Annotated in this window: 25 protein-coding genes; 17 read left to right on the top strand and 8 right to left on the bottom strand. The window is 32.1% G+C overall.

All coding sequences use genetic code 11. The features are described 5' to 3' along the window. Positions 1-192: 192 nt before the first annotated feature. From ACUXZJ_RS14725 to ACUXZJ_RS14710, 4 genes are all read right to left on the bottom strand, one after another. Positions 193-762, bottom strand: a complete 570-nt coding sequence (locus ACUXZJ_RS14725; protein ID WP_063743075.1) for a cob(I)yrinic acid a,c-diamide adenosyltransferase — start codon at positions 760-762, stop codon at positions 193-195. 299 nt (positions 763-1061) lie between these two features. Beyond that, positions 1062-3989 (bottom strand): M16 family metallopeptidase, encoded by a 2928-nt coding sequence (locus ACUXZJ_RS14720; protein WP_446195373.1) that lies wholly within the window; start codon positions 3987-3989, stop codon positions 1062-1064. 65 nt (positions 3990-4054) lie between these two features. Further along, a complete protein-coding gene (locus ACUXZJ_RS14715) occupies positions 4055-4747 on the bottom strand; it encodes an ABC transporter ATP-binding protein (protein WP_063743073.1) in 693 nt (230 codons plus the stop codon). 117 nt (positions 4748-4864) lie between these two features. Then, positions 4865-5662 carry an Omp28-related outer membrane protein gene (locus tag ACUXZJ_RS14710; RefSeq protein WP_446195370.1) on the bottom strand — a complete coding sequence of 266 codons (798 nt, stop codon included), beginning with the start codon at positions 5660-5662 and terminating at the stop codon, positions 4865-4867. A 126-nt stretch (positions 5663-5788) separates the two neighbouring features. On the opposite strand from ACUXZJ_RS14710, the gene ACUXZJ_RS14705 reads away from it, so the two are divergent. Both ACUXZJ_RS14705 and ACUXZJ_RS14700 read left to right on the top strand, forming a co-directional pair. After that, on the top strand, positions 5789-6271 hold the full coding sequence (locus ACUXZJ_RS14705; RefSeq protein ID WP_063743071.1) for a TlpA family protein disulfide reductase: 483 nt from the start codon (positions 5789-5791) through the stop codon (positions 6269-6271). Between the two features lie 4 nt (positions 6272-6275). Continuing rightward, entirely contained in the window at positions 6276-7964 is a 1689-nt protein-coding gene (locus ACUXZJ_RS14700; RefSeq protein ID WP_063743070.1) for a DUF6029 family protein, read from the top strand. Between the two features lie 305 nt (positions 7965-8269). Here ACUXZJ_RS14700 and ACUXZJ_RS14695 read toward each other — a convergent pair whose 3' ends face one another. After that, positions 8270-9052, bottom strand: a complete 783-nt coding sequence (locus ACUXZJ_RS14695) for an O-methyltransferase (protein WP_446195368.1) — start codon at positions 9050-9052, stop codon at positions 8270-8272. Between the two features lie 97 nt (positions 9053-9149). Further along, on the bottom strand, positions 9150-11021 hold the full coding sequence (locus ACUXZJ_RS14690; protein ID WP_446195366.1) for an ABC-F family ATP-binding cassette domain-containing protein: 1872 nt from the start codon (positions 11019-11021) through the stop codon (positions 9150-9152). 6 nt (positions 11022-11027) lie between these two features. On the opposite strand from ACUXZJ_RS14690, the gene ACUXZJ_RS14685 reads away from it, so the two are divergent. Further along, complete coding sequence (locus ACUXZJ_RS14685; protein ID WP_446195364.1) at positions 11028-11318, top strand: hypothetical protein; 291 nt, start codon at positions 11028-11030, stop codon at positions 11316-11318. Positions 11319-11323: 5 nt separating this feature from the next. Further along, positions 11324-11626: a hypothetical protein gene (locus ACUXZJ_RS14680; protein ID WP_446195362.1), complete on the top strand. Its 303-nt coding sequence runs from the start codon at positions 11324-11326 to the stop codon at positions 11624-11626. A gap of 18 nt (positions 11627-11644) precedes the next feature. On the opposite strand, the gene ACUXZJ_RS14675 is transcribed toward ACUXZJ_RS14680, so the two are convergent. After that, positions 11645-12454 (bottom strand): hypothetical protein, encoded by an 810-nt coding sequence (locus ACUXZJ_RS14675; protein ID WP_446195360.1) that lies wholly within the window; start codon positions 12452-12454, stop codon positions 11645-11647. A gap of 210 nt (positions 12455-12664) precedes the next feature. Here ACUXZJ_RS14675 and ACUXZJ_RS14670 point away from each other — a divergent pair, with 210 nt between their 5' ends. The 12 genes from ACUXZJ_RS14670 (at position 12665) to trxB (ending at position 22746) form a co-directional block, all read left to right on the top strand. Beyond that, positions 12665-13672: a PDDEXK nuclease domain-containing protein gene (locus ACUXZJ_RS14670; RefSeq protein WP_446195358.1), complete on the top strand. Its 1008-nt coding sequence runs from the start codon at positions 12665-12667 to the stop codon at positions 13670-13672. 14 nt (positions 13673-13686) lie between these two features. After that, positions 13687-14862, top strand: a complete 1176-nt coding sequence (locus ACUXZJ_RS14665) for a glycosyltransferase family 2 protein (RefSeq protein ID WP_446195356.1) — start codon at positions 13687-13689, stop codon at positions 14860-14862. Between the two features lie 83 nt (positions 14863-14945). Then, positions 14946-16259, top strand: a complete 1314-nt coding sequence (locus ACUXZJ_RS14660) for a dihydrolipoamide acetyltransferase family protein (RefSeq protein WP_060382688.1) — start codon at positions 14946-14948, stop codon at positions 16257-16259. 100 nt (positions 16260-16359) lie between these two features. Continuing rightward, positions 16360-17133 carry a 3'-5' exonuclease gene (locus ACUXZJ_RS14655; protein ID WP_060382687.1) on the top strand — a complete coding sequence of 258 codons (774 nt, stop codon included), beginning with the start codon at positions 16360-16362 and terminating at the stop codon, positions 17131-17133. 66 nt (positions 17134-17199) lie between these two features. Continuing rightward, on the top strand, positions 17200-17811 hold the full coding sequence (locus tag ACUXZJ_RS14650; RefSeq protein WP_063743065.1) for a fumarylacetoacetate hydrolase family protein: 612 nt from the start codon (positions 17200-17202) through the stop codon (positions 17809-17811). Continuing rightward, positions 17811-18155 carry an Hpt domain-containing protein gene (locus ACUXZJ_RS14645; protein WP_060382685.1) on the top strand — a complete coding sequence of 115 codons (345 nt, stop codon included), beginning with the start codon at positions 17811-17813 and terminating at the stop codon, positions 18153-18155. The genes ACUXZJ_RS14650 and ACUXZJ_RS14645 overlap by 1 nt, the downstream gene beginning before the upstream one ends. A 105-nt stretch (positions 18156-18260) precedes the next feature. Beyond that, a complete protein-coding gene (locus ACUXZJ_RS14640; RefSeq protein ID WP_060382684.1) occupies positions 18261-19511 on the top strand; it encodes a CinA family nicotinamide mononucleotide deamidase-related protein in 1251 nt (416 codons plus the stop codon). A gap of 73 nt (positions 19512-19584) precedes the next feature. Continuing rightward, positions 19585-19821: a 50S ribosomal protein L28 gene (gene rpmB / locus ACUXZJ_RS14635; protein ID WP_014166479.1), complete on the top strand. Its 237-nt coding sequence runs from the start codon at positions 19585-19587 to the stop codon at positions 19819-19821. A 28-nt stretch (positions 19822-19849) separates the two neighbouring features. Then, complete coding sequence (gene rpmG / locus ACUXZJ_RS14630; protein WP_008253902.1) at positions 19850-20032, top strand: 50S ribosomal protein L33; 183 nt, start codon at positions 19850-19852, stop codon at positions 20030-20032. A gap of 46 nt (positions 20033-20078) precedes the next feature. Further along, positions 20079-20231: a DUF4295 domain-containing protein gene (locus ACUXZJ_RS14625; protein ID WP_014166478.1), complete on the top strand. Its 153-nt coding sequence runs from the start codon at positions 20079-20081 to the stop codon at positions 20229-20231. Between the two features lie 165 nt (positions 20232-20396). Next, the gene (ftsY, locus tag ACUXZJ_RS14620) at positions 20397-21350 is read left to right on the top strand and encodes a signal recognition particle-docking protein FtsY (protein WP_063743064.1); all 954 of its coding nucleotides are present in this window, start codon (positions 20397-20399) and stop codon (positions 21348-21350) included. Between the two features lie 445 nt (positions 21351-21795). Next, positions 21796-22746 carry a thioredoxin-disulfide reductase gene (gene trxB / locus ACUXZJ_RS14615; RefSeq protein WP_060382682.1) on the top strand — a complete coding sequence of 317 codons (951 nt, stop codon included), beginning with the start codon at positions 21796-21798 and terminating at the stop codon, positions 22744-22746. 96 nt (positions 22747-22842) lie between these two features. Here the strand turns inward: trxB and ACUXZJ_RS14610 are convergent, their stop codons facing one another. Further along, the gene (locus ACUXZJ_RS14610) at positions 22843-23733 is read right to left on the bottom strand and encodes a DUF6607 family protein (RefSeq protein ID WP_060382681.1); all 891 of its coding nucleotides are present in this window, start codon (positions 23731-23733) and stop codon (positions 22843-22845) included. Between the two features lie 101 nt (positions 23734-23834). Between ACUXZJ_RS14610 and ACUXZJ_RS14605 the strand changes: the two genes are divergently transcribed. Further along, positions 23835-25949 carry a TonB-dependent receptor plug domain-containing protein gene (locus ACUXZJ_RS14605; RefSeq protein ID WP_235588303.1) on the top strand — a complete coding sequence of 705 codons (2115 nt, stop codon included), beginning with the start codon at positions 23835-23837 and terminating at the stop codon, positions 25947-25949. The last annotated feature ends 10 nt before the right edge of the window (positions 25950-25959 follow it).

The following is a 25959-nucleotide window of genomic DNA, read 5'->3' as shown; positions in this document are numbered from 1 at the left end:
TTCTACTCAAAAAATCAAGTTTTTTTGATTTATTTTCAGTTGATTTTAAGAACATATAGATTGATAATTTTAGACTTTAGGCATTTCATTTTATAGGAATGATTGCAAATGATCTTTAGAAAATCAACCTGAAATAACTTATAAAAGAGCTTGTTTAGGATTTAATTTTAGAAGATAAAAAATAATCTAAAGTTATTTCCTCGGTATCCAAGGCACTTCGTTAGCGTGCAAGTCTAATGACAACTTTCGTGCCAACACAAAAAGGTAGTCAGAAAGTCGGTTCAAATACTTTAAAACGAGTTCATCGGTGGGTTCTTCCTCGTGCAAATGGGTGGCTAAACGCTCGGCACGACGGCAAACACAGCGTGCAATGTGACAATATGACACCGTGGTGTGTCCGCCAGGTAGGACAAAGTGTGTCATAGGGGGCAAATCGGTTTCCATTTTGTCAATCTCATTCTCGAGGTATTCAATATCTGTTTCGGTCAAGCCTAAATTTTGTAAACGCTTTTGACCATTTTTTAGTACTTCTTTTTCAGGAGGGGTGGCTAAAATAGCACCAAGGGTAAACAAACGGTCTTGTACTTCAATGAGTACGGCTTTGTACAACGGATTCATTTCTTGGTCGCGAATAAGTCCGATGTAAGAATTTAATTCGTCAACAGTACCGTAGCTTTCAATACGGATATGGTGTTTGGGAACTCGCGTGCCTCCAAAGAGAGCCGTGGTGCCTTTATCGCCGGTTTTTGTGTATACTTTCATTTTTGAGGTTAGAAGGTTATCAGTTTAAAAGTCTTGTTGCGCTAGGTTTCATAAAGTTTTACTAAGTGTTCTTTGCGAGCTTCGTGAAATTCTTTGTAAACTTTGTGGTTAAATTTTATAAATTCAAAAGTATAAAAATGAAATTAAAATAACTTGAAAGGTTTTGTTTTTGGTTTCCATTTTTAAAAATAAAGTTTATTTTTTGCGAACGTCATGCGTTTCTTTATTTCAATTGTATTAAAAATAAAAAAGACCACTCTTTCGAAATGGTCTTTTTAAAAATATTTTTTTTGAAGTTTTTAGTATCCAAAAAGTTCTTCTAACGAAATCTTTTTCACCTCACCTAACTTTTTCATGTCCTCTAAAGAAACTTTTTTCTCTGAAGCTACAATAGCATAAGTATAAGGTTTATCTGCTAAATGTGTGTTGTGGAAATTCTTCACATCTTGCATAGTAATAGCATCCACGGCAGTGTAGATTTTCTTTCTAGCATCCGTTGTTTCGCCCAATTGCTTGTTGGCTAAATACGTAAAAATAATATTGTCTTGCGTGATGCGCTCGGTTTGAATGTCTTTTTTAACGCCTGTTTTTGCTAAATCTAAATTAACAGGTAATTCAGGCATTTTAGTCAATAACTCATTCATAGCTGTCGTTGCTTCATTGAATTTATCGGCTTGACTCCCCACATAACTCATCATATAGTATTGTTGGTCTTTCTTTTGTGGCGCTACATAATACCCGTAAGTACTATAGGCTAAAGCTTTACTCTCACGAATGGTTTGGAAAACGATTGACCCCATACCGCCTCCAAAATAGCTATTAAATACATTTACGATTGGCGTTTTGTTAGCGTCATACATCTCAGTGTTTCTAATCCAACGGGTTTCTGCTTGTACCATGTCGTAATCAGTAAATAAAACTTGGTTTGCCGTTTGTGCCACTTGTTTGAATTCTTTCATTGCAGGAGCCGTAGCAAAAGTTGCAGGTACAGTATGCATTGTTTTTAATTTACCTACTACAGCTGGTAAAGGTTGTGGACCGTAGTAAATTACGGTTTGTTCATAGGTATTCAAATTCTTAATGCGGTCTACCAATTCTTGTGCGGTAATTGCTTCAAGGTCTTTGTCAGAAAGGGTATTGTTGAATTTGTTTTTTGCACCGTACATAGCATAACTGGTCAACCCTTGTAAAATAGCCCCTTTGTTTGCTTTAGCATCTTTTCGTGATTTGGCAATACGTGCTTTTAATGCTTTCAAGGCATTGTCATCGGCTTTAATGCCTGCTATCACGTCTTCGTACAATTTAACTGCTTTTTCAAAGTTTTCTTGTAAACCTTCAATAGCTACTGTAGTATATTCTTCGTTCGTACTCACACTGAAACTACAAGCAATTTTGTAAAATTCTTTAGAAATTTGCTCAGCCGTCATTTTATCAGTTCCTAAAAACTGGATGTATTGCGAGGCGATAGATTGTTTCAAATCGTTTAATGAACCGATTTTGTAACGGTATTTTAAACGGAAAATGTCGTTGTCTTTGTTAGCAACGTACAATACTTCTGCTTTACCAATTTTTGATTTTTGAATGTCTTTGTCAAAATCTAAAAACACAGGTTGTGCTGAAGTACTAGGCATAGCATTGACCATTTTAACAAAATCCGATTGTTTGTCTGCATTGGTTTCAACAGGTGTAATAGAAGGTTTTTCTATTTTGTTGCTTACAGGAGCTTCTCCTTTGCGTTTTAAAATAGCCACATAGTTTTCACCTAAATATTTATTAGCAAAAGCAATGATATCTTCTTTTTTGATTTTTGACAAGTCATTTACATAAGCTACTTGGTCTCTCCAGTCTAATTCAGAAGTAAAAGCATCCATTAAAGTATTGGCTCTTTCCCCGTATTTTTCAGTTTCGTAAATTTTTGATTTTTTGATGTTATTAATGATAGATGGAATCAAGTTGTCATCAAAATTTCCTTTTTTCAAGTTTTCAATTTCAGCTAACACCAAAGTTTTTACTTCTTCTAAAGATTGTCCATTAGTAGGCGAAGCAGAGAAATACAAAATTCCGTAATCGATTAACGAATAGGTGAAGGCACTAGCTCTTAACAAACGTTGTTTTTTAACCAAGTTTAAGTCTAATAAACCCGCTTTACCATTGGTTAAAATTTGACCTACTAAGTCCGCTAATAAAGCATCTTTGTCTTTATTGCCTGGCAAACGATAACCAAGAGTTAAGCTTTCTGCATCAGGTCCTACAATTTCTTTAACGATAGGAGCCGAGATAGGACTTTCGGGTTGGAAAGTATATTTAGCCACGGGTTTGTTTTGCATATACCCAAAAGCTTTGTCAATCTTAGCAATCATCATATCTGGGTTAAAATCACCAGAAAGTATGATACCCATATTATTAGGAACGTAAAATTTGTTGAAATAATTACGAATTTCTACTAACGATGGATTTTTTAAGTGTTCTACGGTACCGATGGTAGTTTGTAAACCATAATTGTGGTTTTTGAATAAACTAGCAAATAAAGTTTCAAAAACTTTACGACCATCGTTATCTAACGTACGGTTTTTTTCTTCGTAAACCGCTTCTAATTCGGTATGGAAAATACGTAAAACAGGATTGCGGAAACGTTCAGCCTGTACAGCTAAATATTTATCAATGGAACTGCTAGGTACATCATCTGTATACACCGTTTGTTCAAAAGAGGTAAATGCATTGGTGCCTTGCGCTCCCATAGCCGACATCATTTTGTCGTACTCATTAGCAATGGCATATTTACTAGCTACCCCAGAAACCGAATCGATTTTTTTGTAAATCGCTTTGCGTTGTGCTTCGTCTTTTGTTTTGTTGTATTGCTCGTAAAGGGCATCTATTTTGTTTAATTCTACTTGTTCTTTAGCCCAATCTAATGAACCGTATTTGTCCGTTCCTTTGAACAACATGTGCTCTAAGTAATGCGCTAAACCAGTATTGGTAGCGGGGTCAGTTTTGCTACCCGCTTTTACCGCTACATAACATTGAATGCGTGGGTCTTTATTGGTAGGACTCAAGATAACGGTTAAACCGTTTTTTAACGTATAAAAACGTGCTTTGGTTGGGTCGTTTGTTACATATTTGTAATTATAACCGTTGGCAGAGGCATCTTTCCATTGGTGTTGGCTTTGAGCCAAAGCGGCTGTTGAAAAAATAACAGCTGTTAAAACAAATTTAAGTTTGCGTAGCATTGTAAATCAAATTAATTTAAAAGTCAAAAATAATTGTTATCAATCTAAAATATGATAATTAAATGTTAATGCTTATTACTATTATCACTTTCGATTATTCCGTCTTTTAAGCGAATAATTCTATGAGCGTGTTGAGCAATATCTTCTTCGTGAGTAACGAGAATGACAGTATTTCCATTGGCATGAATTTCATCAAAAAGACGCATAATTTCAACCGAAGTTTTACTATCTAAGTTTCCAGTAGGTTCATCAGCAAGAATGATTGAAGGTTTGTTGACTAAGGCTCTTGCCACGGCCACACGCTGACGCTGACCTCCTGAAAGTTGATTGGGTTGGTGGTCCATACGATCGCTTAATCCCACTTGATTGAGTACTTCTTTGGCTCTTTGAGTTCTATCAGATTTAGAGTAACCTGCATAAATCATGGGTAATGCTACATTATCAAGAGCGGTTGTTCTAGGTAATAGATTAAAAGTTTGAAAGACAAAACCGATTTCTTTATTTCTGATTTCGGCTAATTCATCATCTTTCATTTTAGAAACATCTTGCCCATTTAAAATGTACTGACCTGAAGTGGGGGTGTCTAAACAACCTAAAAGATTCATTAGTGTTGATTTACCCGAACCCGAAGGTCCCATTAGGGCAACATATTCACCTTTATTGATTTGTAAATCAATGCCTTTTAAAACGTGGATAATTTCGCTGCCTAATTGAAAATCCCGTTTGATGTTTGATATTTTAATTAATGACTTATCCATTTTATGAATACTTTTTACATTAGTGTTTGAATATAAGATTATGTTACACTAAAATAGAGTTAAAAAAAAAGCTTAAGTTATTTTACTTAAGCTTTTTTTTTAACTCTATTTATAGGATTATTGCGCTACTTCAAAAGTTTGATTAACATTAGGAGCAACCTCTCTAACATTTAATGATTCGCCATTATTATTTAAAATCATAGTAACAAATTTCATTTTGTTTACATTTTTTACATTTTTTGGTAGAGGAATGTTTAATTTTTTAACTAGTAAAGTATTAGCCTTAATTTCTCCTAGTGCATCTCCGTATATGTTTGTTAAGCATTCTCTTAAAACATCATTATGAACAAAATCTTTTATTACAGAACCACCTCCATAAAAACTGGTGTAATTAGATTGGTTAAAAATTAAACCATCTTCCACAACATACACAACAAATTTAAGGTCATTATGATCTTTAGTAGATATAACTTTTATGTCTAAGTTTATATTTCCTGAGTCTACAATAGAGTTCATGGCAATTCCTAGATCAGCATTATCTTTAGTTAGATCTATTACTTGATTTATATAGCTGTTTTGAGGTGTTTTCCATTCAATTTTTCTATTAAGCATACCTGTAGGGAAACTTTTAATTACAGCAGGTAAAGATCCTGAGTAGCTATAAGGATCAAATCCACCTCCGCTTGATCCTCTATGTATTGCTACACTTACAACTTTGGTTGTGCTTTCTTTTACCTTTGTAATACTATAACTTACTCTAGGACACCATCCGCACCAAGCACCTGTATAATCCTCAATAAGAGCATTTTTTATAAATTTTGATGTAGTAGATGCTACTTCATTGTCAATATTTGTTTGGGATATAGGTTCACTCGTTGCGTTTTCTTTAGCTACAAGATAACAGTAAAAACACACTAAGAGATGATAATATTTTTGAAAGTTTCATAATATTATTTTTAAGTTAATTGAAATAAATATTTGCGAAGATGATAAAAAAAAATACTTTAGCAAAAAAAAAATTAGTAAAAAAAATCTTATCGTATGTTTAAAGTGCTTAAAAACCTGTTTTTTATTCTTATTATGAGTACGGCTATTGCTCAACAAAAAATGCCAGATGTTATATTAAAAGATCTAGAAAACAAAGATGTATCAGTTAAAAAAGATTTTATAGAGAAAGATAAATTGTATGTTTTTACCTTTTGGGCAACATGGTGTGGACCTTGTATTAAAGAATTGGAAGAAATGAATGAAATTCAGGAAGAATGGAGACAAAATCTAAATTTTGAAATTGTAGCAGTTTCAATTGATGATTCAAGAACTCAAAAAAGAGTAAAACCATTAGTAAAAGGAAAAGAGTGGACATATAATGTTTTATTAGATACCAATCAAGATTTTAAAAGAGCTATGGGAGTAGTTAATCCTCCTTTTACAGTGGTTGTTAAAAATGAAAAAATTGTTTACACCCAAAATGGATATACACCAGGAAGTGAACAAGAATTATATAATAAATTAAAGACTTTGTAATCTTATGTGTAAAAAAATAATTTCATTTTTTTGTTTATTTATTTCAACAATATTATTCTCTCAAGAAAATCAAACAGGAGAAACTTCTAAAAGGGACTATGGGAAAGTATTTGGTTTTTTTGAATCAAATGGACAATGGTATCTCAATGATAAAGAATTAAAAGTTGATCAACCAGATGATCCCATACGTTCAAATAATTATTTAGGACTTAATTATAATTATAAACGTTTTACAATGGGTGTTCAAACAGAATCCTATGTAGATAAGGCTTTATTGAATTTTAATCCTGAATATAAAAAAACAAATATAGGAACGTATTATTTAAATTATAAATCGAACAAACTTGACATAACCGCAGGTTATTTTTATCAGCAGTTTGGTAGTGGTTTAATCTTACGAGCTTGGGAAGATAGAGCATTAGGTATTAATAATGCTTTAAGAGGAGGGAGAGTAACGTATAAACCATTTGATTTTATTTCCTTAACTGCATTGTATGGTAAGCAGCGTACAGGTTTTGAAGTAGCAAACTCTGATATTTATGGTTTTAATACAGATATTGATATTACTAATTTATTAAAAAAAGACGCTTTTACTCTTGAAATAGGTTTTAGTTATGTAGGTAGAAATGAGTTGACGGATGTTTTACGTCCTAATTTTTTAAGTCTAACAAATACTTATTCAGGAAGATTAAATTTTTCAAAAGAATCATTTTATATTTCCACAGAATATGATTATAAATCACCTGATGCAGTAGTAGAATTTGATCAAATTGAAAATAATTTTATAAAATCAGGTTCTGCACTTTTAATAAATACAGGATTTTCAAAAAAAGGATTTGGTATTGATGCAACTTTTAGAAGATTAGAAAATATGAGCTTCTTTTCAGAAAGAAAAGCTAAAGGGAATTTTTATAATGACAAAATAGTAAATTTTGTTCCAAGTTTAACAAAACAGCATCATAATAGTTTGTCCAATATTTATGTTTATCAAGCACAACCTAATGTTTCAATGCCTGATGAAACTATCTTAAAAGCAGGAGAAATAGGAGGACAGATAGATATTTTTTATAACGTTAAAAAAGGAACTATGTTAGGAGGAAAATATGGTGCCAAAATAGCATTTAATACCTCAAATTGGTTTGGATTAGGAGGAAAATTTTCATTTGATTCACCAAGAGATTATCAAACGGATTTTTTAAGTTTTGGTCAAAAATATTTTTCAGATTATAATATTGAAATTGATAAAAAAATAAACGAAAACTTTTTTATGAATTTAATATATGTTAATCAGTATTACAATAAAAAGCAAGTTGAGGAAACCTATGGACTGGTTAAAACAAATTGTATTGGATTAGAAGGAACATACAAGTTTAAAAATACAAATCGTTCATTAAGAGCTTTAGGAGAACATCTTTGGGCAGACTCTGATAAGAAGAATTGGTATGGAGGAACTCTTGAGTTTAATTTTAATCAAAAAATTTCTCTTTATGTTGCGGATCTTTATAATTATGGCAATGAAGAAGCGGAAAAACGTCAACATTATTACAATTTTGGGGGTGTCTTCAGAAAAAAATCAACCCGTATACAATTAGCCTATGGTAGACAAAGAGGCGGTTTAATGTGTGTAGGAGGAGTGTGTAGAATAGTTCCTGAAAGTAGTGGACTATCACTAAATATAAATACTGCTTTTTAAAAAAATAAGTATAAGAGACTGTCCAAAAAAATCGCAATCTTGTCATTTCAATCAAAGGGAGAAATCGCATAGCGTTGATTACGAGACTCCTCCTTACGTAGGAGAGACAAACTGCATGTTGATTTTTTACTTTTTGGACAGCCTCTTTCTTGTTCTCTTCTAAAGGAAACAAATCCCATTGCTGGGAGTAATAACTCAAAATATTCTAAAGAGGCTTTTTTAGAATGGTTACCTTCGAAGTAAATTAAGTTTATTGTTTCAATATTATTGCAATTGATTTTTTGCAATTCTGTGAAAGGTATTGGTCATACACGTATGATAAAATGCTCTTTTTGTTGCTCTCTTCTAAAAAAAACAAATCCCCATTGAAAAGTGTCTATGGTTACTGTTACTTTAGGATGGTTTTTTATTTCTGCCCAAGCTTCTTCCATGTCTTTCGACCAATGAATATCATCAAAAATCCAAACTGATTCGTTTGTTATGGTAGGAAGTAATAACTCGAAATAGTCAAGTGTGGCTTTTTTGGAATGATTGCCGTCGAAGTAAAGGAGTTCAAGCCCCCTAGCCCCCAAAGGGGGAATTTGTTTTAGGAAAGTTGAAAATTCTGAGTTTATTGATTCGACAGTATTGATATTGAATTTTTGTAATTGATTTTTAGCTATTGTAATTGTATTCGAACATCCTTCTAAAGAAGTAATCTTAGCTTTTGGGTTGCCCAATGCTAATGCAGAAGTTGCTAATCCTAAGGAAGTACCAATTTCTAAAATCGAATCTGGTTGGAAGTAGCGAACAATTCTGAATAATAATTCGGCTCTTTTTTTAGAAATACCCGCGTTTTTAGCAATAGCAGATATTTTTCGTGTATTTGATTTAAACACTCGCGAACCCGCACCAAAATCGGTTACTTGGATAGTTTCGTGGTTTTGTAAAAGCGTAGTACGGTATTCGTTTAAAATTTTGTATTCAGAATAGCTGGTTTTATCGTAAAAACATTTGGTGACTAAACTAAACACAAAAGGGGAGTGAACTCCGTGCTGGTTGGTGGAGTTTTTTAGGAAATTTAGATATGATTTTGTTATTTGTAACACAGAGTTTCTTAAAGTTTGGCACAAAGAAACACAAAGTAAGTATAAAATAAAAACTTTGTGAGACTTTGTGAATACTTCATGTTACTTTGTGAAACTTTTATTCCATTTTAGCACTCAATTCAAACCAACGTTCTTCATTAGTTTCTAATTTCTGAATTACTTTTTGTAATTCATTTGCCTTGGTTTCAATTTCATTATCAGCCACATTTCCGTTTGAAAATAAATCTTCAATTTCTTTTTTCTTAGCTTCTAAATCTTTGATTTCACGCTCAATTTTTTGGAATTCTTTTTGTTCTTGAAAACTTAATCCATTAGTTGCTTTTTGGTTTTGTTTCCAATTTGACTTCGCAGTTTGCGTTTCGTCAGCTCCCCCTTTGGGGGCTGGGGGGCTTGAATCTTCGTAGGCTCTAAAATCAGAATAGTTGCCAGGAAAGTCTTCAATTTCGCCTTGCCCTCTAAACACAAAAAGGTGGTCCACAATTTTATCCATAAAGTAGCGGTCGTGACTTACTACGAGCAAACATCCAGGATAATCTAATAGGAAATTTTCTAATACGTTTAGGGTAACAATATCTAAATCGTTTGTTGGTTCATCAAGGATTAAGAAATTCGGATTTTGAATGAGCACCGTACATAAGTACAAACGTTTCAACTCGCCTCCGCTTAGTTTTTCAACATAATCATGTTGCTTTTTGCGGTCAAATAAAAAACGTTCTAATAAACCACCCGCTGAAATGGTTCGACCTTTACTTAACGGAATGTATTCTCCGTATTCTTTGATGATGTCAATTACTTTTTGTTCAGGTTTTGGGTTGATACCCGCCTGAGTGTAATAGCCCACTTTTATAGTATCGCCTATGACTACTTTACCGTTATCAGGCTGAATAGTTTGGGTTAAAATATTTAAGAAAGTCGATTTTCCAGTACCATTTTTACCAATGATTCCAATGCGTTCGCCTTTGTTAAAGGTATAGTCAAATCCGTTTAAAATGACTCTATCATTGAATTTTTTAGAAACTTTGTGAAGCTCGATAATCTTACTTCCCATGCGCTCCATATTGATTTCTAATTCCACCGTATTCTCTTTACGGCGACTCATGGCTTTTTCTTTAATCACATAAAAGTCATCCTGACGCGATTTCGATTTGGTGGTGCGTGCTTTAGGTTGGCGACGCATCCATTCTAATTCTTTTACGAATAGGTTTTTTGCCTTGTCAATACTCGCATTTTCAGAAGCAATGCGTTCTTCTTTCTTTTGTAAATAATAGGAATAATTCCCTTTGTACTGGTAGATTTTTCCGTTTTCTAATTCAATAATTTCGTTACACACACGCTCTAGGAAAAAGCGGTCGTGCGTAACCATAAACAAAGTGATATTTTCTTTGGCAAAATAATTTTCCAACCATTCAATCATTTCTAAATCCAAGTGGTTGGTAGGCTCATCAAGGATTAATAAATCGGGTTTGTTAATCAAAATGATGGCCAGTGCTAGACGCTTTTTTTGTCCACCCGATAAGTTTTTAACTTTCAGTTTTAAATCCTCTAATTTTAATTTGAAGAGAATTTGTTTGTATTGCGTTTCAAAATCCCATGCGTTGTGACGGTCCATGTTGTCAAAAGCCTTTTGGTAAGCTTCTTCGTCTTCTGGATTTTGAATGGCTTTTTCATATTGCTCAATGACTTTCAGAATTTCGTTATCGCTGGCAAAAATACTTTCCTCGATGGTCAATTCACTTTGCAAGTTGGGTTCTTGCGATAAAAATGCCATGCGAATGTCCTTGCGCATAACAATTTGACCTCTATCAGGAGTGTCTTCGCCTGTAATGATTTTTAGAATTGAGGTTTTTCCGGTTCCGTTTTTGGCTACAAAGGCAATTTTTTGGTCTTTATTGATTCCAAAAGATAAGTCTTCAAACAAAACGCGTTCGCCATACGATTTGGCTATATTTTCAACTGAAAGGTAATTCATTGTTAAATGATAAGTTATGAATTAAGAGTTGCAAAAGTAGGGTTTTGTGGGCAAACAATGTTATTTTTTTATAACTTTGAAAAAAATGATGCCATGGACGATAAAAAGAAAAATAAGCTGGAAGAGCCTGCTGAGGTTTATGGTGGGATTTCTGAAAAATCAAGTGTGAGTAATGATGAGCGCTTGATATTAGAAGCCTTGTTGTCCAAATCGAAATCCAATCATGCGAGCAATAAAGCATTTTCTACTGCTGAAGCCATGATAATTTATAGAGAAAAATTAAATGCAAATCGATAATATATTTGATACTTTGGGATGAAATTGCGATAGAGACTTTACTAGCTGAATCAGAATTTATACTCAAGAAATGGAATTATAAAGAAGTTCAGAAATTTGAAAAATTGGTTTCTGAACGACTCGAAAAATTAGCTTTAAATCCTTTTGTTGGGCTATACAATGATGAGTTGAACGTGTATAAGTTAGTAATATCAAAACAGACTAGTTTGTATTATGGACTAGACGAAAATTCTAAAAGTATCAACTTATATCTTTTTTGGAACAATCAGAGAAAGCCTAAAGAACTTATGAAGATTTTAGAGCGCTAATTAAGCGCTCTTTTCATTTTAGAAATAAAATCCTAAACCTGTAGTTAAGTAATTGTATGTTGGAGATGCAATTTGTAGATGTTCATATCCTAAAGCAAAAAACATGTTTTTTCTGTGATATTTTCCTTTGATATCAAATGTGCGTACCGTTTGGTTGTTGATGTTGCTCCAGTGAATAGAGGTGTCAAGACTATAGTTTTTAACTATGAAAGCATCAACATGTAGTCCAAAATTCACTCCTGTTTTATTTACCGTACTACCTACATGAGTTGCGCCAATCAAAAATCCAAAGTTAAAATGTTTAAAACGCAAACGGTCGTATCCAAGATTGAATTGATAAATGGGTAAAGAAGCTGTTTTGCCTTGATAATTTTCAAAAAGACTAATTTGGTCAAATTGTCCGTAGATGTACTGTTTTACTCTGCCTTTTATTTTAAAATGATTTCCATACGAACTGTAATTTGAACCTAATTTTTCGGTTAAAAAACTGTTTTCTACATCCAGTCGGAAAGTTGTTTTTTGAGATTCACCACCATAATTTCCAGTACGCTCATCAGCATACGGATAAGTTGTAAGCTCGTTGTCTAGATGATTTTCCAATTCATAATTTCCAACAATGGCGTAGTAGGAAAGGTAAAGAAATAAATCAACAAATAAGTTATCACTTGAATTATGATTAGAACGATTTGTTTGATGTGTGTTTGTTTGGGATGAGTTTTGTGTGTTGGTTTCTTTGGTGTTTAATTCTTTTTTAGACTGGTCAATTTTTTGACAAAAGCCGTTCAAGTACAGTAATAAAGTTAAAAAATATAGAGGTTTTGTATTCATAATTTTAGTAGTGTTCAAATTTTATGGCGAAGATATGTTTTTTAAGTTTCAACTTGATTCTAAAGCCATGTTAGTTTTGAAATAAGTTATAGATAAGTACTTTTAATAATTTTACTTCTGAAATAAGCTTTTTGTTTTACCAAATAAAAATCGCAATTTTGATTTTGCTAAGAACTATTTGAAAATTGATAGTTACACATTGTATAAACGATGAGTTATATTCAGGAAATAAAGCAAATTCTATCGCAAGCGCGACAAAAAACCTATCAGGCAATAAATACTGCAATGGTAGAGGCATATTGGAATATAGGTAGGAAAATTGTTGAAGAAGAACAAAACGGGAAGGAACGTGCTCAATACGGTAAAGAAATAATTAAAACAATATCTATTGAACTCACTCGTGAATTTGGAAAAGGTTTTTCAGAACGAAATATTAGAAAATATAGACAATTTTATCAAACTTTTCCTGAAATTGAAATTTGGCCGACACTGTCGGCCAAATTGAATTGGTCTCATTTTGAATTGATTATGAGGGTGCAGGATGAAAAGGCTAGAATGTATTATCTAAAAGAAGCTTCTGAAAACACTTGGTCAGTGAGAACATTAGACCGAAATATTTCAACCTTATATTATTATCGATTATTGTCCTCAAACGATAAAGAAACAATAAAAGGTAAGAGTATACCTGAGAAAAATAATATTCACGACTTTATAAAAAATCCATCCGTTTTAGAATTCTTGAATTTGTCAACATCGTTAAGTTATACTGAACTTGAATTAGAAAAAGCCTTAATTGATAATTTGCAAAAATTCATTTTAGAATTAGGAAAAGGTTTTGCTTTTGTAGAAAGACAACAGCATATAAAAACCGAAACCGCTGATTTTTATATCGATTTGGTGTTTTATAATTACATTTTAAAATGTTTTGTAATTATAGAATTAAAAACGCATACCATTACGCATCAAGACATAGGGCAATTGGATATGTATGTTAGAATGTATGATGATTTAAAAAAACCTAAGGAAGATAATCCTACTATAGGAATTTTGCTTTGTACCGAAACCGACAAAACAATTGCAAAATATTCTATTTTGAATCAGAATAATCAGCTGTTCGCTTCAAAATATTTACCCTTTTTACCAACAGAAGAACAATTGCAAGATGAAATTGAACGTCAGAAGTTGATATTTAAAAGCCAACATAATTTAGAAATTTAATTCATTTTCATACAGTGCAACTCTCCGTAATCATTCTTAATTATAATGTACGACATTTTTTAGAACTATGTGTTTTAAGCGTGCAACAAGCCCTTAAAAATATTGATGGGGAAATCATCGTAGTAGATAATGCTTCGCAAGATGATAGCTGTGCGATGATGCAACAACGTTTTTCTGAAATAAAACTTATTCAAAACACTGAAAACGCTGGTTTTCCAAAGGGGAATAATATAGGTGTCGCAGCAGCCCGTGGTGAATACATTTGTATACTAAACCCCGATACTGTAGTAGCCGAAGATACCTTTCTGAAAATTTTAGGCAAAGTTGCTCAAACTCCCCCTTTGGGGGCTGGGGGGCTGGGAATAATAGGTTGCAAACTCATTGACGGAACAGGAAATTTTCTTCCTGAGTGTAAACGTGGGGTGCCAACGCCTTGGGTGGCTTTTACCAAAATTTTTGGGTTGTATAAATTTTTTCCAAAAACAAAATGTTTCAATCAATATTATGCACAGCATCTCTCAGAAAATGCCTCTGGGGAAGTCGCTATATTAGTGGGGGCTTTTATGGTAATGAAGCGGGAAGTGTATCTGAAAGTGGGCGGTTTTGATGAAAAATGCTTTATGTATTCGGACGATATTGATTTGAGTTATATGGTGACCAAAGAAGGTTTGCAAAACTACTATTATCATGAAACTACCGTTATACATTATAAAGGTGAAAGTACTGTTCGTGACGAACTGTATGTAAAACGTTTTAGCGACGCCATGCAATTTTTTTACAACAAACATTTTGGAGGTTCGCTAGTCTTCAAGTGGATGATGAAATTGGGGGCAATAGCTTTTGCTTTTTTTAAAAGGAGTCAGCAAAAACAGCTGGTATATGAAGTCGATGGCTATTTAGTGTATACAAAAGAAGATGCTACAATGTTGAAAATTGAGCAACAACTCAAAAAAAAAGCTACTCAGCTGATTGATATTAATCAAAATCCGTTATTTTCGCATAGTTATCCTACAAATTTTAAACTAGAAATTGTATTGGATAACAATAGTTTTTCTTTTAAAGAAATCATCGCTTTTTTAGAAAAATATAAGAATTATGGTTTTACTTTTAAGATTCTTCCAAAAAATTCCGGTTTTATCCTTGGAAGTAATAGTAGTAACGACAAAGGGCAAGTAATACGATGGAAGTAAAAATTATATTTAATGAAATTATTAATCAAAATAATTATTAATTTTGTAATCTAAATAAGAAAACACAACTTTAGTTTAAGAATATGGCAAGGTTTGAATTGAAATTACCTAAGATGGGTGAAAGTGTTGCTGAGGCAACGGTAACCAACTGGTTAAAAAATGTGGGCGACCGCATTGAAATGGACGAAGCAGTGCTTGAAATTGCTACTGATAAAGTGGATAGCGAAGTGCCAAGTGAAGTAGCGGGTACTTTGGTTGAAATTTTATTCCAAAAAGATGATGTTGTTCAAGTAGGACAAACCATTGCTATTATTGAAATCGAAGGTGGTGCAGTGGTAGCTGAAACTCCAAAAGTAGAGGAAGTTTCAACTCCAGTAGCTGAAATAATAAAAACCGTTGAAGTAGCGAAAGAAGCTGTAGCTCCAGCTGATTTTTCTGCATCAGATAAATTTTTCTCACCATTAGTAAAAAACATTGCAAAAGAAGAAGGTATCTCTTTAGCAGAGTTAGAGTCAATCCAAGGAACTGGCAAAGACGGTCGTGTAAATAAAGAAGATATTTTAAATTATATTAAAAATAGAGGGAATCAGGCTAGTGCTCAGGCATCAGCGGTAACAACTTCTGCTCCAAAAGCTACGTCTGTTGCTACAGCTCCTGCTACACAAGCAGTTCCGGTATCGGTTAATGGTGCGGATGAAATTGTGGAAATGGACAGAATGCGTAAGCTTATCTCGAAATACATGGTGGAGTCAGTGCAAACTTCAGCTCACGTACAATCATTCATTGAGGTAGATGTGACCAACATTGTGAAATGGAGAGATAAAAATAAAAATGCTTTCGAAAAACGTGAGGGTGAAAAACTAACATTTACTCCTATTTTTATGGAAGCGGTAGCAAAAGCTTTACGTGATTACCCAGGAATGAATGTTTCTGTAGATGGTGATTTTATCATCAAAAAGAAAAATATTAACTTAGGTATGGCTACAGCTTTACCAAATGGAAACTTAATTGTTCCTGTAATTAAAAATGCAGACCAGTTGAATTTAGTGGGTATGGCTAAAGCGGTTAATGATTTAGGAAACCGTGCAAAAGCTGGTAAGTTAAAACCAGATGATACCACGGGAGGTACTTATACCGTAACGAACGTAGGTTCTTTCGGTTCGGTATTTGGTACGCCTATCATCAACCAGCCACAAGTAGGTATCTTAGCGTTAGGGGCTATCCGTAAAGTACCAGCAGTAATTGAAACTCCAGAAGGTGATTTTATTGGTATCCGTCAAAAAATGTTCTTGTCGCATTCATACGACCACAGAGTGGTAGATGGTGCTTTAGGAGGAATGTTTGTAAAACGTGTGGCTGATATTTTAGAAGCTTGGGATATTAATAGAGAGGTGTAATATTTCTAATAGAATAATTAAAAATCCAAATAAGGAAACTTATTTGGATTTTTTGTTTTGTAGATTTATATATTTGTAGTGCTAACCGAATAATAAATTAATGGAGTTAAAATTAAATCGCCCGATTTGTTTTTTTGACTTAGAAACTACAGGGACAGATATTTCAAAAGATCGAATTGTTGAAATTTCAATAATAAAAATTTTTCCAAACGGAAATAAAGAAAGCAAGACGTGGTTGGTAAATCCTACCATTCCTATTCCTGAACAAGCAGCAGCCATTCATGGTATATCAGATCTGAAAGTAGCTAATGAACCTACTTTTGCAGAATTAGCTAATCAAGTACATAACATGATTAAAGATTCTGATTTAGCGGGATTTAATTCAGATCGCTTTGATATTCCTTTACTAGCTGAAGAGTTATTACGTGCAGGAGTTGATTTTGATATGAAAAACAGAGTGTCTGTAGATGTTCAGACTATTTTTCATAAGAAAGAAGAACGAACGTTGGGAGCAGCCTATAGATTTTACTGCAATCAAACGTTGGACAATGCACATAGTGCCGAAGCAGATACAAGTGCAACGTATGAAATATTAAAGGCTCAATTAGATCGTTATCCTGATTTAGAAAATGATATGAAAATATTGTCAGAGTATACCACTCGTAAAAAATCAGTTGATTTTGCTGGATTTATAACTTTAAATGATAAAGGACAAGAGATTTTTGCTTTTGGTAAACATAAAGGAGCTTTAGTAGAGGAGGTTTTTGATAAAGAACCTGGCTATTTTGGTTGGATTCAAAATGCGGATTTTCCTTTGTACACTAAAAAGGTATTAACAGGAATCAAATTAAGAAAGTTAAATACAAAAAAGTAAATAGTGAAGAGTAATTAGCTAAAAAAATAAGCTAATTCTAGTCACGTATCACTAATTATTAGAGAAATGAAAATAATCTGTATAGGTCGTAATTATACGGACCATATTAATGAGTTGAATAATGAACGACCATCTGAGCCGGTGATTTTTATGAAACCGGATACAGCCATTTTGCCTAAACAATTTCCTTTTGTTTTGCCCGAGTTTAGTAATGATGTACATCACGAAATAGAAGTTTTAGTAAAAATTAATAAAGTTGGGAAATATATTGACTCTAAATTTGCTCATAAATATTATGATGAAATAAGTGTAGGGATTGATTTTACGGCTCGTGATTTGCAATCAAAATTAAAAGAAAAAGGTTTACCATGGGAAATAGCAAAGGCATTTGACGGTTCAGCGGTAATAGGTGACTTTTTATCGAAAAAAAATTTCAGTTCGTTAGAAAATCTTAATTTTGAATTAAGAAATAACTCACAAGTCGTTCAGAAAGGTAATACCAGTCAAATGTTGTGGAAAATAGATGAAATGATTGCTTATATTTCGCAATATTTTACTTTAAAGACAGGAGATGTTATTTTTACAGGAACTCCAGCAGGGGTAGCAAAAGTAAATCCAAATGATATTTTGGAAGGATATTTAGAAGATAAACAACTATTTAAGATTCAGGTTAAGTAATGGCGATTCACTATAATTTAGCAAAAGTATATGCGATCTCAGATGATGATGATGATTTTGTGCGTCAAATAATAACACTTTTTGTAGAAGAAGTTCCTAGAGATCTCAAGCAAATAAAAGAAGGAATTGAAGATAAAGATTATGCCAAAGCGTATGGTTTTGCTCATAAAACCAAACCAACTTTAGATTTGCTAGGTATGGATGCTGCCAAAGAAGAAATATTATTAGTAGAACAATGGACAAAAGACCAAGGAAAAAAAAGGGAAATAAAAGAAGTATATAAAAGCTTAAAGGCGAGGATAAATGCTGCTTTAGATGAAGTAAAAAAAGATTTTAATTTATAGTGTAATACTAAAATATACAAGATTAGAGTAAGGATTAGAAGGAGATGGTATTTTAGACTCTTTTTGATCCTTATTTTTTGTTGAGAAATATAAAAAAAGACCAAGATGAAAGCAGCCGTTGTAACCATAGGAGATGAAATATTGATAGGGCAAATTACAGATACAAATTCTGGATATATAGCAAAATCTTTAGATAAAATAGGTGTTCAAACAATAGAAATGCTTTCTATTTCTGATGATAAACGACACATTTTAAAAACACTTTCTTATTTACAAGATCAAGTAGAAATTGTAATTATAACAGGAGGGTTAGGGCCTACCAAAGATGATATTACAAAAAAAACCTTATGTGAGTATTTAGGCGATGTTTTAATCTATGATGAAGGAGTTTTGGAGCATGTGACTAAAATGATTGAAAATTATTTTAAAAGACCGATAAGTCAGATGAATAAAGAACAGGCATTAGTTCCTTCAAAATGCAAAGTCTTATTTAATCAAGTAGGTACAGCACCAGGAATGTGGTTGGAAAAAGGAAAGACCGTTTTTGTTTCTCTTCCAGGAGTTCCTTACGAAATGAAATATTTAATAGATCATGAAGTAGTACCTCATTTGGTAGAAAAATTTGACAGACCTTATATATATCATCAAACATTAATGACTTACGGTGTAGGAGAAAGTATGTTAGCTGAACGAATTGAAGAATGGGAAAATAAATTACCTGATTTTATTAAGTTAGCCTATTTGCCAAGTCCTTTTCAAGTAAAGCTTAGATTGACAGCTAGAGGTGCAAATGAGCAACTTTTGAAAGAACAGGTAGCTTTAGAAGTAGAAAAAATAAAACCTCTTATAAAAGATTGTTTAGTAGGGTTAGATGAAGGAGAAACAATTGAGGTTATGTTAGGAAGAATGTTAACTCAAAAAAAAATGACACTTTCCGTTGCAGAAAGTTGTACAGGAGGAAAAATGGCTTCTTTGTTAACCGCAACTTCAGGAGCTTCAGCCTATTTTAAAGGAGGGATTGTAAGCTATGCTACAGAGGTAAAAGAAGAGTTGTTAAAAGTAGATAAACAAATAATTAATGATTACTCCGTTGTAAGCAAACAAGTAGCAGAAATGATGGTTAGAAATGTAAAAGAATTGTTGAAAACTGATTTTGCAATTGCTACAACTGGAAATGCAGGCCCTTCAAAAGGAGAGTCAGATGCTGATGTAGGAACTGTATATTTGGCAATAGCAACACCTAAAGAGATTATAGTTGAAAAATGTGAGTTAGGTCAGCCAAGAGAAAAGGTTATAGAAAGAGCTGTTAATAAGGCGTTTGAAATGTTGTATAAAGAAATTTTAAAAAATTACTAAAATAGTTTGTGTAATCGTTTTATTTTTTGTTACTTTGCACCCTGATTTTGAATAACGATAAAACATAAGTATAATGTCAAGAGTTTGTGACCTTACAGGAAAAAGAGCGATGGTAGGAAACAACGTTTCTCACGCTATGAACAAGACAAAGAGAAAATTCTCTGTAAACTTGATTAAAAAACGTTTTTACCTTCCTGAAGAAGATAGATGGATTACTTTAAGAGTAGCTGCTTCTACAATTAAAACGATTAATAAAAACGGAATTTCAGCTGTGCTAAAACAAGCCCAAGCTAATGGATTAATCAAATAATCTATTCCTAAATTAAATATATTTTAAGATGGCAAAGAAAGGTAATAGAATTCAGGTAATTTTAGAATGTACTGAGCATAAGACTTCTGGTGTACCAGGGACTTCTCGTTACATCACTACTAAGAATAAAAAGAACACTCCAGATAGATTAGAAATTAAAAAATTTAATCCTATCTTAAAAAGAGTGACTGTTCATAAAGAGATTAAATAATTTAGAAATTTTTATTAATAAAAATTTCAGCTAAAAAATGTAAGTCATGGCAAAGAAAACCGTTGCAACCCTACAGACAGCATCTAAGAGATTATCAAAAGCTATTAAAATGGTAAAATCTCCTAAAACTGGTGCTTATACTTTTGTTGAGGCTATCATGTCTCCTGAAGAAGTTGATGAATTTCTTAAAAAGAAATAATTTTATCTATTCAATATAACAAAGCTGCTTCTTTCTTGAAGTGGCTTTTTTGTTTTATATTTGCTAAAAAAATATCAAATACTTACTTGTAAAATTAGTATAGTTAGTATTTTTGAATATTCAAATGATAAAACATTGTTGTAAATTGTAAATCATATATAATAAATGAATTTCTTTAAAAAAATTTTTTCTTCAGAAAAAAAAGAAACACTTGATAAAGGGTTAGAAAAATCAAGTGCTTCTTTCTTGTCTAAATTAACTAAAGCAGTTGCTGGTAAGTCAAAGGTAGATGATGATGTATTAGATAACTTAGAAGAAGTGCTTGTTACTTCAGATGTTGGTGTAAATACAACTTTAAAAATTATTGAACGTATTGAATCACGCGTAGCGCGTGATAAGTACCTAGGTACTGATGAACTTAATAAAATATTAAGAGAAGAAATAGCCTCTCTTTTATCAGAAACTAATTCGGGAGAAGATACAGATTTTGCGATTCCAGCTAATAAAAAACCGTATGTAATTATGGTGGTAGGCGTAAATGGAGTTGGTAAAACAACTACTATTGGAAAATTAGCTAATCAATTTAAAAATGCAGGTTATAAAGTAGTATTAGGTGCCGCGGATACATTTCGTGCCGCAGCAATTGATCAGTTACAGATTTGGGCAGATAGAGTGGGAGTACCTATTGTAAAACAGCAAATGGGTAGTGATCCAGCCTCAGTAGCATTCGATACTTTACAAAGTGCTGTTGCACAAGACGCTGATGTGGTCATTATTGATACGGCTGGACGTTTACACAACAAAGTAGGTTTGATGAATGAGCTTTCAAAAGTAAAACGCGTAATGCAAAAAGTAGTACAAGATGCGCCTCATGATGTATTATTAGTATTAGATGGGTCTACTGGACAAAATGCGTTTGAACAAGCAAAAGAATTTACTACAGCAACAGAGGTGAGTTGTTTAGCTGTAACAAAATTAGATGGAACAGCTAAAGGAGGAGTTGTAATTGGAATTTCTGATCAATTTCAAATTCCTGTTAAATATATAGGGGTAGGAGAAGGGATTAATGATCTTCAGGTGTTTAATAAATATGAGTTTGTAGACTCTTTCTTTAAGTAATATGCAAAAATTTAAAGCCTTTCATTTTTTCCTTTTTGGAACATCTGCTCTTTTAGTGGCTCAGTATACTAAAAATTTAAAAATTTCTTTATTATTTTATACAATAGCTTTAATATTATATATTTCAGCCTTAGTGAAGTTTTATAAAGAAAAAAAGTAATAAAAAGAAGGTGTTCTAAAGTTAAACTCACTTTCTGAGAATCAGATATACGAAAATCATCTCCGATGGGTTTCGAATATTTTAGCAATGAAAAGGCTGTCCTAAAATTTTTTTTGGACAGCCTCTTTTTATGGAAAAGTTTGAATGTGAGTATTTTCCTTTTTCTTGTGAAAGATAAAACAACTAACGAAATCATTTATATTTATAGATAGATTGAAAAGTGTAATTTAGGTTACTTTTATTACGTTTTAAAATGATTATTTTTGATGTTTAAAAATTAATATTATGTCAGATACAATAGAAAGAATTAAATGTTTAATTATAGGTTCTGGTCCTGCAGGTTATACTGCTGCTGTTTACGCTGCTAGAGCTAATATGAATCCTGTTTTATATCAAGGAACTCAGCCAGGAGGTCAGTTAACAACAACTAATGAAGTAGAAAACTTTCCTGGTTATCCAGAAGGAGTTACAGGTCCAGAAATGATGGTGCAATTAGAAACACAAGCTAAGCGTTTTGGAACTGATATACGTAATGGTTGGGTTACTAAAGTAGATTTTTCTGGTGATTTGCATAAAGTATGGATTCATGATGGAAAAGAACTTTTGTGTGATACGGTTATTATTTCAACAGGAGCATCTGCTAAATATTTAGGATTACCTTCTGAACAGCATTATTTAAATATTGGGGGAGGTGTTTCAGCTTGCGCAGTTTGTGATGGATTCTTTTACCGCAATCAAGAAGTAGTCATTGTAGGGGCTGGAGATAGTGCTTGTGAGGAAGCGCATTATTTATCTAAAATGTGTAAAAAAGTAACAATGCTTGTTCGTAGTGAACAGTTTAGGGCATCAAAAATTATGGAAGAACGTGTGCGTAAAACAGAAAATATACAAATTTTAATGCACACAGAAACAGAAGAAGTTCTAGGAGATGGACAAGTGGTAACAGCTGTAAAAGCAAAAAATAAATCAACAGGGGAAATTACGGAAATCCCTGCTACTGGTTTCTTTGTAGCAATAGGGCATAAACCTAATACGGATATATTTAAAGATTATATTACTTTAGATGAAACGGGTTATATATTAAATATTCCTGGAACTTCTAAAACGAATGTAGCGGGTGTTTTTGTGGCAGGTGATGCTGCAGATCATGTATATCGTCAAGCTATAACGGCAGCGGGTACAGGTTGTATGGCGGCTCTTGATGCAGAAAGATATCTGGCTGCAAAAGAATATTAAAGAGTATTTAGTATTATGTAGTTTAAAATACAATTTTTTTTAGAATAGAAAACCCCGAAATTAAGAAAAACTTAAAAACGGGGTTTTAAAAAGGATTTATTTACTAATGTATGGATCAATTATATTGCTTATTTCTTCTGGAGAAGATTCTGGTTTTAATTCAAATAATTTTGTAAATAAAGGTTGTTTTTCTTTTTTAAGTATTAAGTCTTTGTTTTGATTGAAAACAGTAGACCATTTATTTCTAACATTTTTCCAAATGATACGGTTCTTTTTCCAATAATTTTGAGCTAAAGTACATTTTGAATCATCTATTTTTTTGTATACATCATAGCCTTTTTCCTCAGCTAATACAATTTCTTCATTTTCGCGTATTATTTTTTTATTATCTTGATTATGAATCCATCCAAAATCTTTTATTTCATGGATGTTATTTCTTTTTAAAACATTATAATCGTTTCTTATAGTATGTTCCCTACGAGGTAAAGGTGCATCTGTTGTGTTCTCCCAAAAATGTCTTCCATCAACGTGTATCCAAGACGCTGTTCCTTCATAACGAGGACTATCATCAACTTGATATACTTTTTGAGTCCATTGGCCTGCTACTTGTTTTTTATTCAATTTGTTGTACTTCCAAGTTTGATCTTTATCAAATAGATATAAATCAGTATTTTCATATAGCCAATCTTGTCTCCAATGTTTTACTATTGATTCTTCTGTTGTTCCGGTAATAAGTAAGTGTTGTAAGGAAATTTTGTTTGATTCATCTTCAATGAGTTCTATCCATTCTATAGCTTTTTCATGTTTTGAAGGAGAAGGTTTATAGTCATTATTTTTTGAGTAGTTAAATGTTTCGGCAAAATTAAACTCAACTTCATAGCATCCGCACATAGATTTGATCGCTTTTCTATCTTCTTCTTTTTTGTTTTGTCCATAATTTGTTGAAAATAGACTTATTAAAATAAGTGTTAAAGTTGTTTTTTTCATGTAAAGAGTATTTTAAAAAATTTGTACAAATATATTAAATTTATTTAGAATAAATAAAAATAAGAGTATATTTGCACTCAAATAAGAATACACTTACTATCATGTATAAAATAATAATGCTTGTCCCTTTTGTTTTTAGTAATATCGTAATGGGGCAAATTGATTCTAGGGATTCATTGCGAGTAAAAAAAATAGATGAAGTAGTAATTACAGGACAATTTACTCCTCAATCATTAAAAAAATCTGTTTTTAATGTAAGAGTTATTACTTCTAAGGATATACAAAATTTATCAGCAAATAATTTTACAGATGTATTAAATCAGTATTTAAACATTTCATTACAGCCCAGCGGTTCAAGTGGTCGTTCTACTGTTTCTTTATTTGGATTAGATGGACAGTATTTTAAAATATTAGTAGATAATGTACCGCTAATTAACGAAAATGGTTTAGGGAATAATATAGATCTTTCTCAAATTAATTTAAATGATATAGAACGAATTGAAATTGTAGAGGGATCTATGGGTGTTACGCATGGGGCTAATACTGTTACGGGAGTTTTAAATATTATTACAAAAAAGAAGCTTTCAGGGAAATTTGCTTTACGTATGGGAATTCAGGAAGAAACTATAGGTAAGGAGTTTCAAATTTTTGATAAAGGAAGGCATATACAAAATTTTAAATTCTCCTATAATTATAAAGGTAAATGGTATTTTGATTTAGGTATTAATAGAAATGATTTTAAAGGGTTTTATGATACAAAGCAAGGTAAGTTTTATAGGGAAAATGATGGGACTAGAGGATTAAGATGGTTACCTAAAGAACAATTAAATGGAACGACAACAGTTGTTTATCATGCTAATAATTTTGATTTGAATTACAAATTAGAAATGTTTAATGAATTGGTTCGATTTTATAACAGTACAGTTCAATCAGGATATAATGATGATTTCGGGTATTATCGTTACGCTAATGATAAACGATATTTTGTAAATAGAATTTTTCATAATTTAAATCTTTCGGGACGTTTTTTTTCAAAAATTAATTATACGGGATCATTTTCTTATCAAAAACAGGAACGAAAATTAGAGAATTTTAAATTTAATTTATACGATAAAAATGAACTAAATAATGATCTTTTTAAGGATCAGTCTATGGAGGTTTATTATAGTACAGGTTCTTTGAGTAATTTTTTTAATACTGATAAAGCAGATCTATTGTTAGGATACGAAATAGTTTCTAATAAAGGATTTTCTTTGATTCAGAAGGAGAATAATGTTTTGGAGCCTATTGAAAAAAGAATTAATAATTATGATTTTTATGTTTCTAGCGAATTGTCAATTACAGATAAATTTTCTCTTAAACCAGGTTTACGCTTTTCAATTCAATCTTTATTTCAAGATCAATATGCTTCCTCATTAGCTTTGCGTCATTTGTTTAACAAAGGAGTAGAGATGCGATTATCTTATGGCACTTCTTATAGGACCCCAAATTTTACTGAACTTTATTCTAAACAAATTTTTGATGGACATTTTTTTTCAGGTAATGAAAAATTGATTCCAGAAACCAGTACTTCTTATGAAGCTAGTCTAAAACGAGTACAAGAGTTTAAAAAAAATACCATTTTCTCTAATCAGTTGTCTACTAGTTTTATTGATTTAAAGGATAAAATAGATATGGTTTTGTCCCGATTTAATCCAGATACAGGTAATCCAGAATATCAATATATTAATATTAGTAAATATAGTATACTTAATATAGCCGCTCTAACCCAGCTGAAAAATCAAAAAGTATCAGCTAGTTTGGGAGCCTCTTTAGTAGGGATTTCTCAAAAAATAGATAACCAAGTTTTTTCTTCCAATAAAGATTATTTGTATTCTTTTAATTGCAATGCAAGCCTATCTTATTCTTTTTCAAAACCAGAATTAAATGTGTCTCTTTATTATAAATATAACGGAAGGGTTCAGCAACTAATAGAAGGAGCAACTAAATATGAAGTTTCAACAGTAGATTCTTCTAATTGGCTAGACTTTACTTTGCAAAAAAAGATTTTTAAAGACAAAGTAGAAACTAGTATGGGAGCTAGAAATATATTGAACATAACTAATATAAATCAGTCAGGAATGGAGCAATCTAGAGGACATGCAAGAAACTCTCAACTGATGTTAGCTTATGGTCGTTCCTTTTTTGTAAAAATAGTATATAACCTAAATTTTTAAACAAAAAGAT

Source organism: Flavobacterium sp. TN-1, from assembly GCF_052828645.1.
Note: the sequence above shows the minus strand (reverse complement) of the source record. Positions and strands in the feature narration are given on the sequence as shown.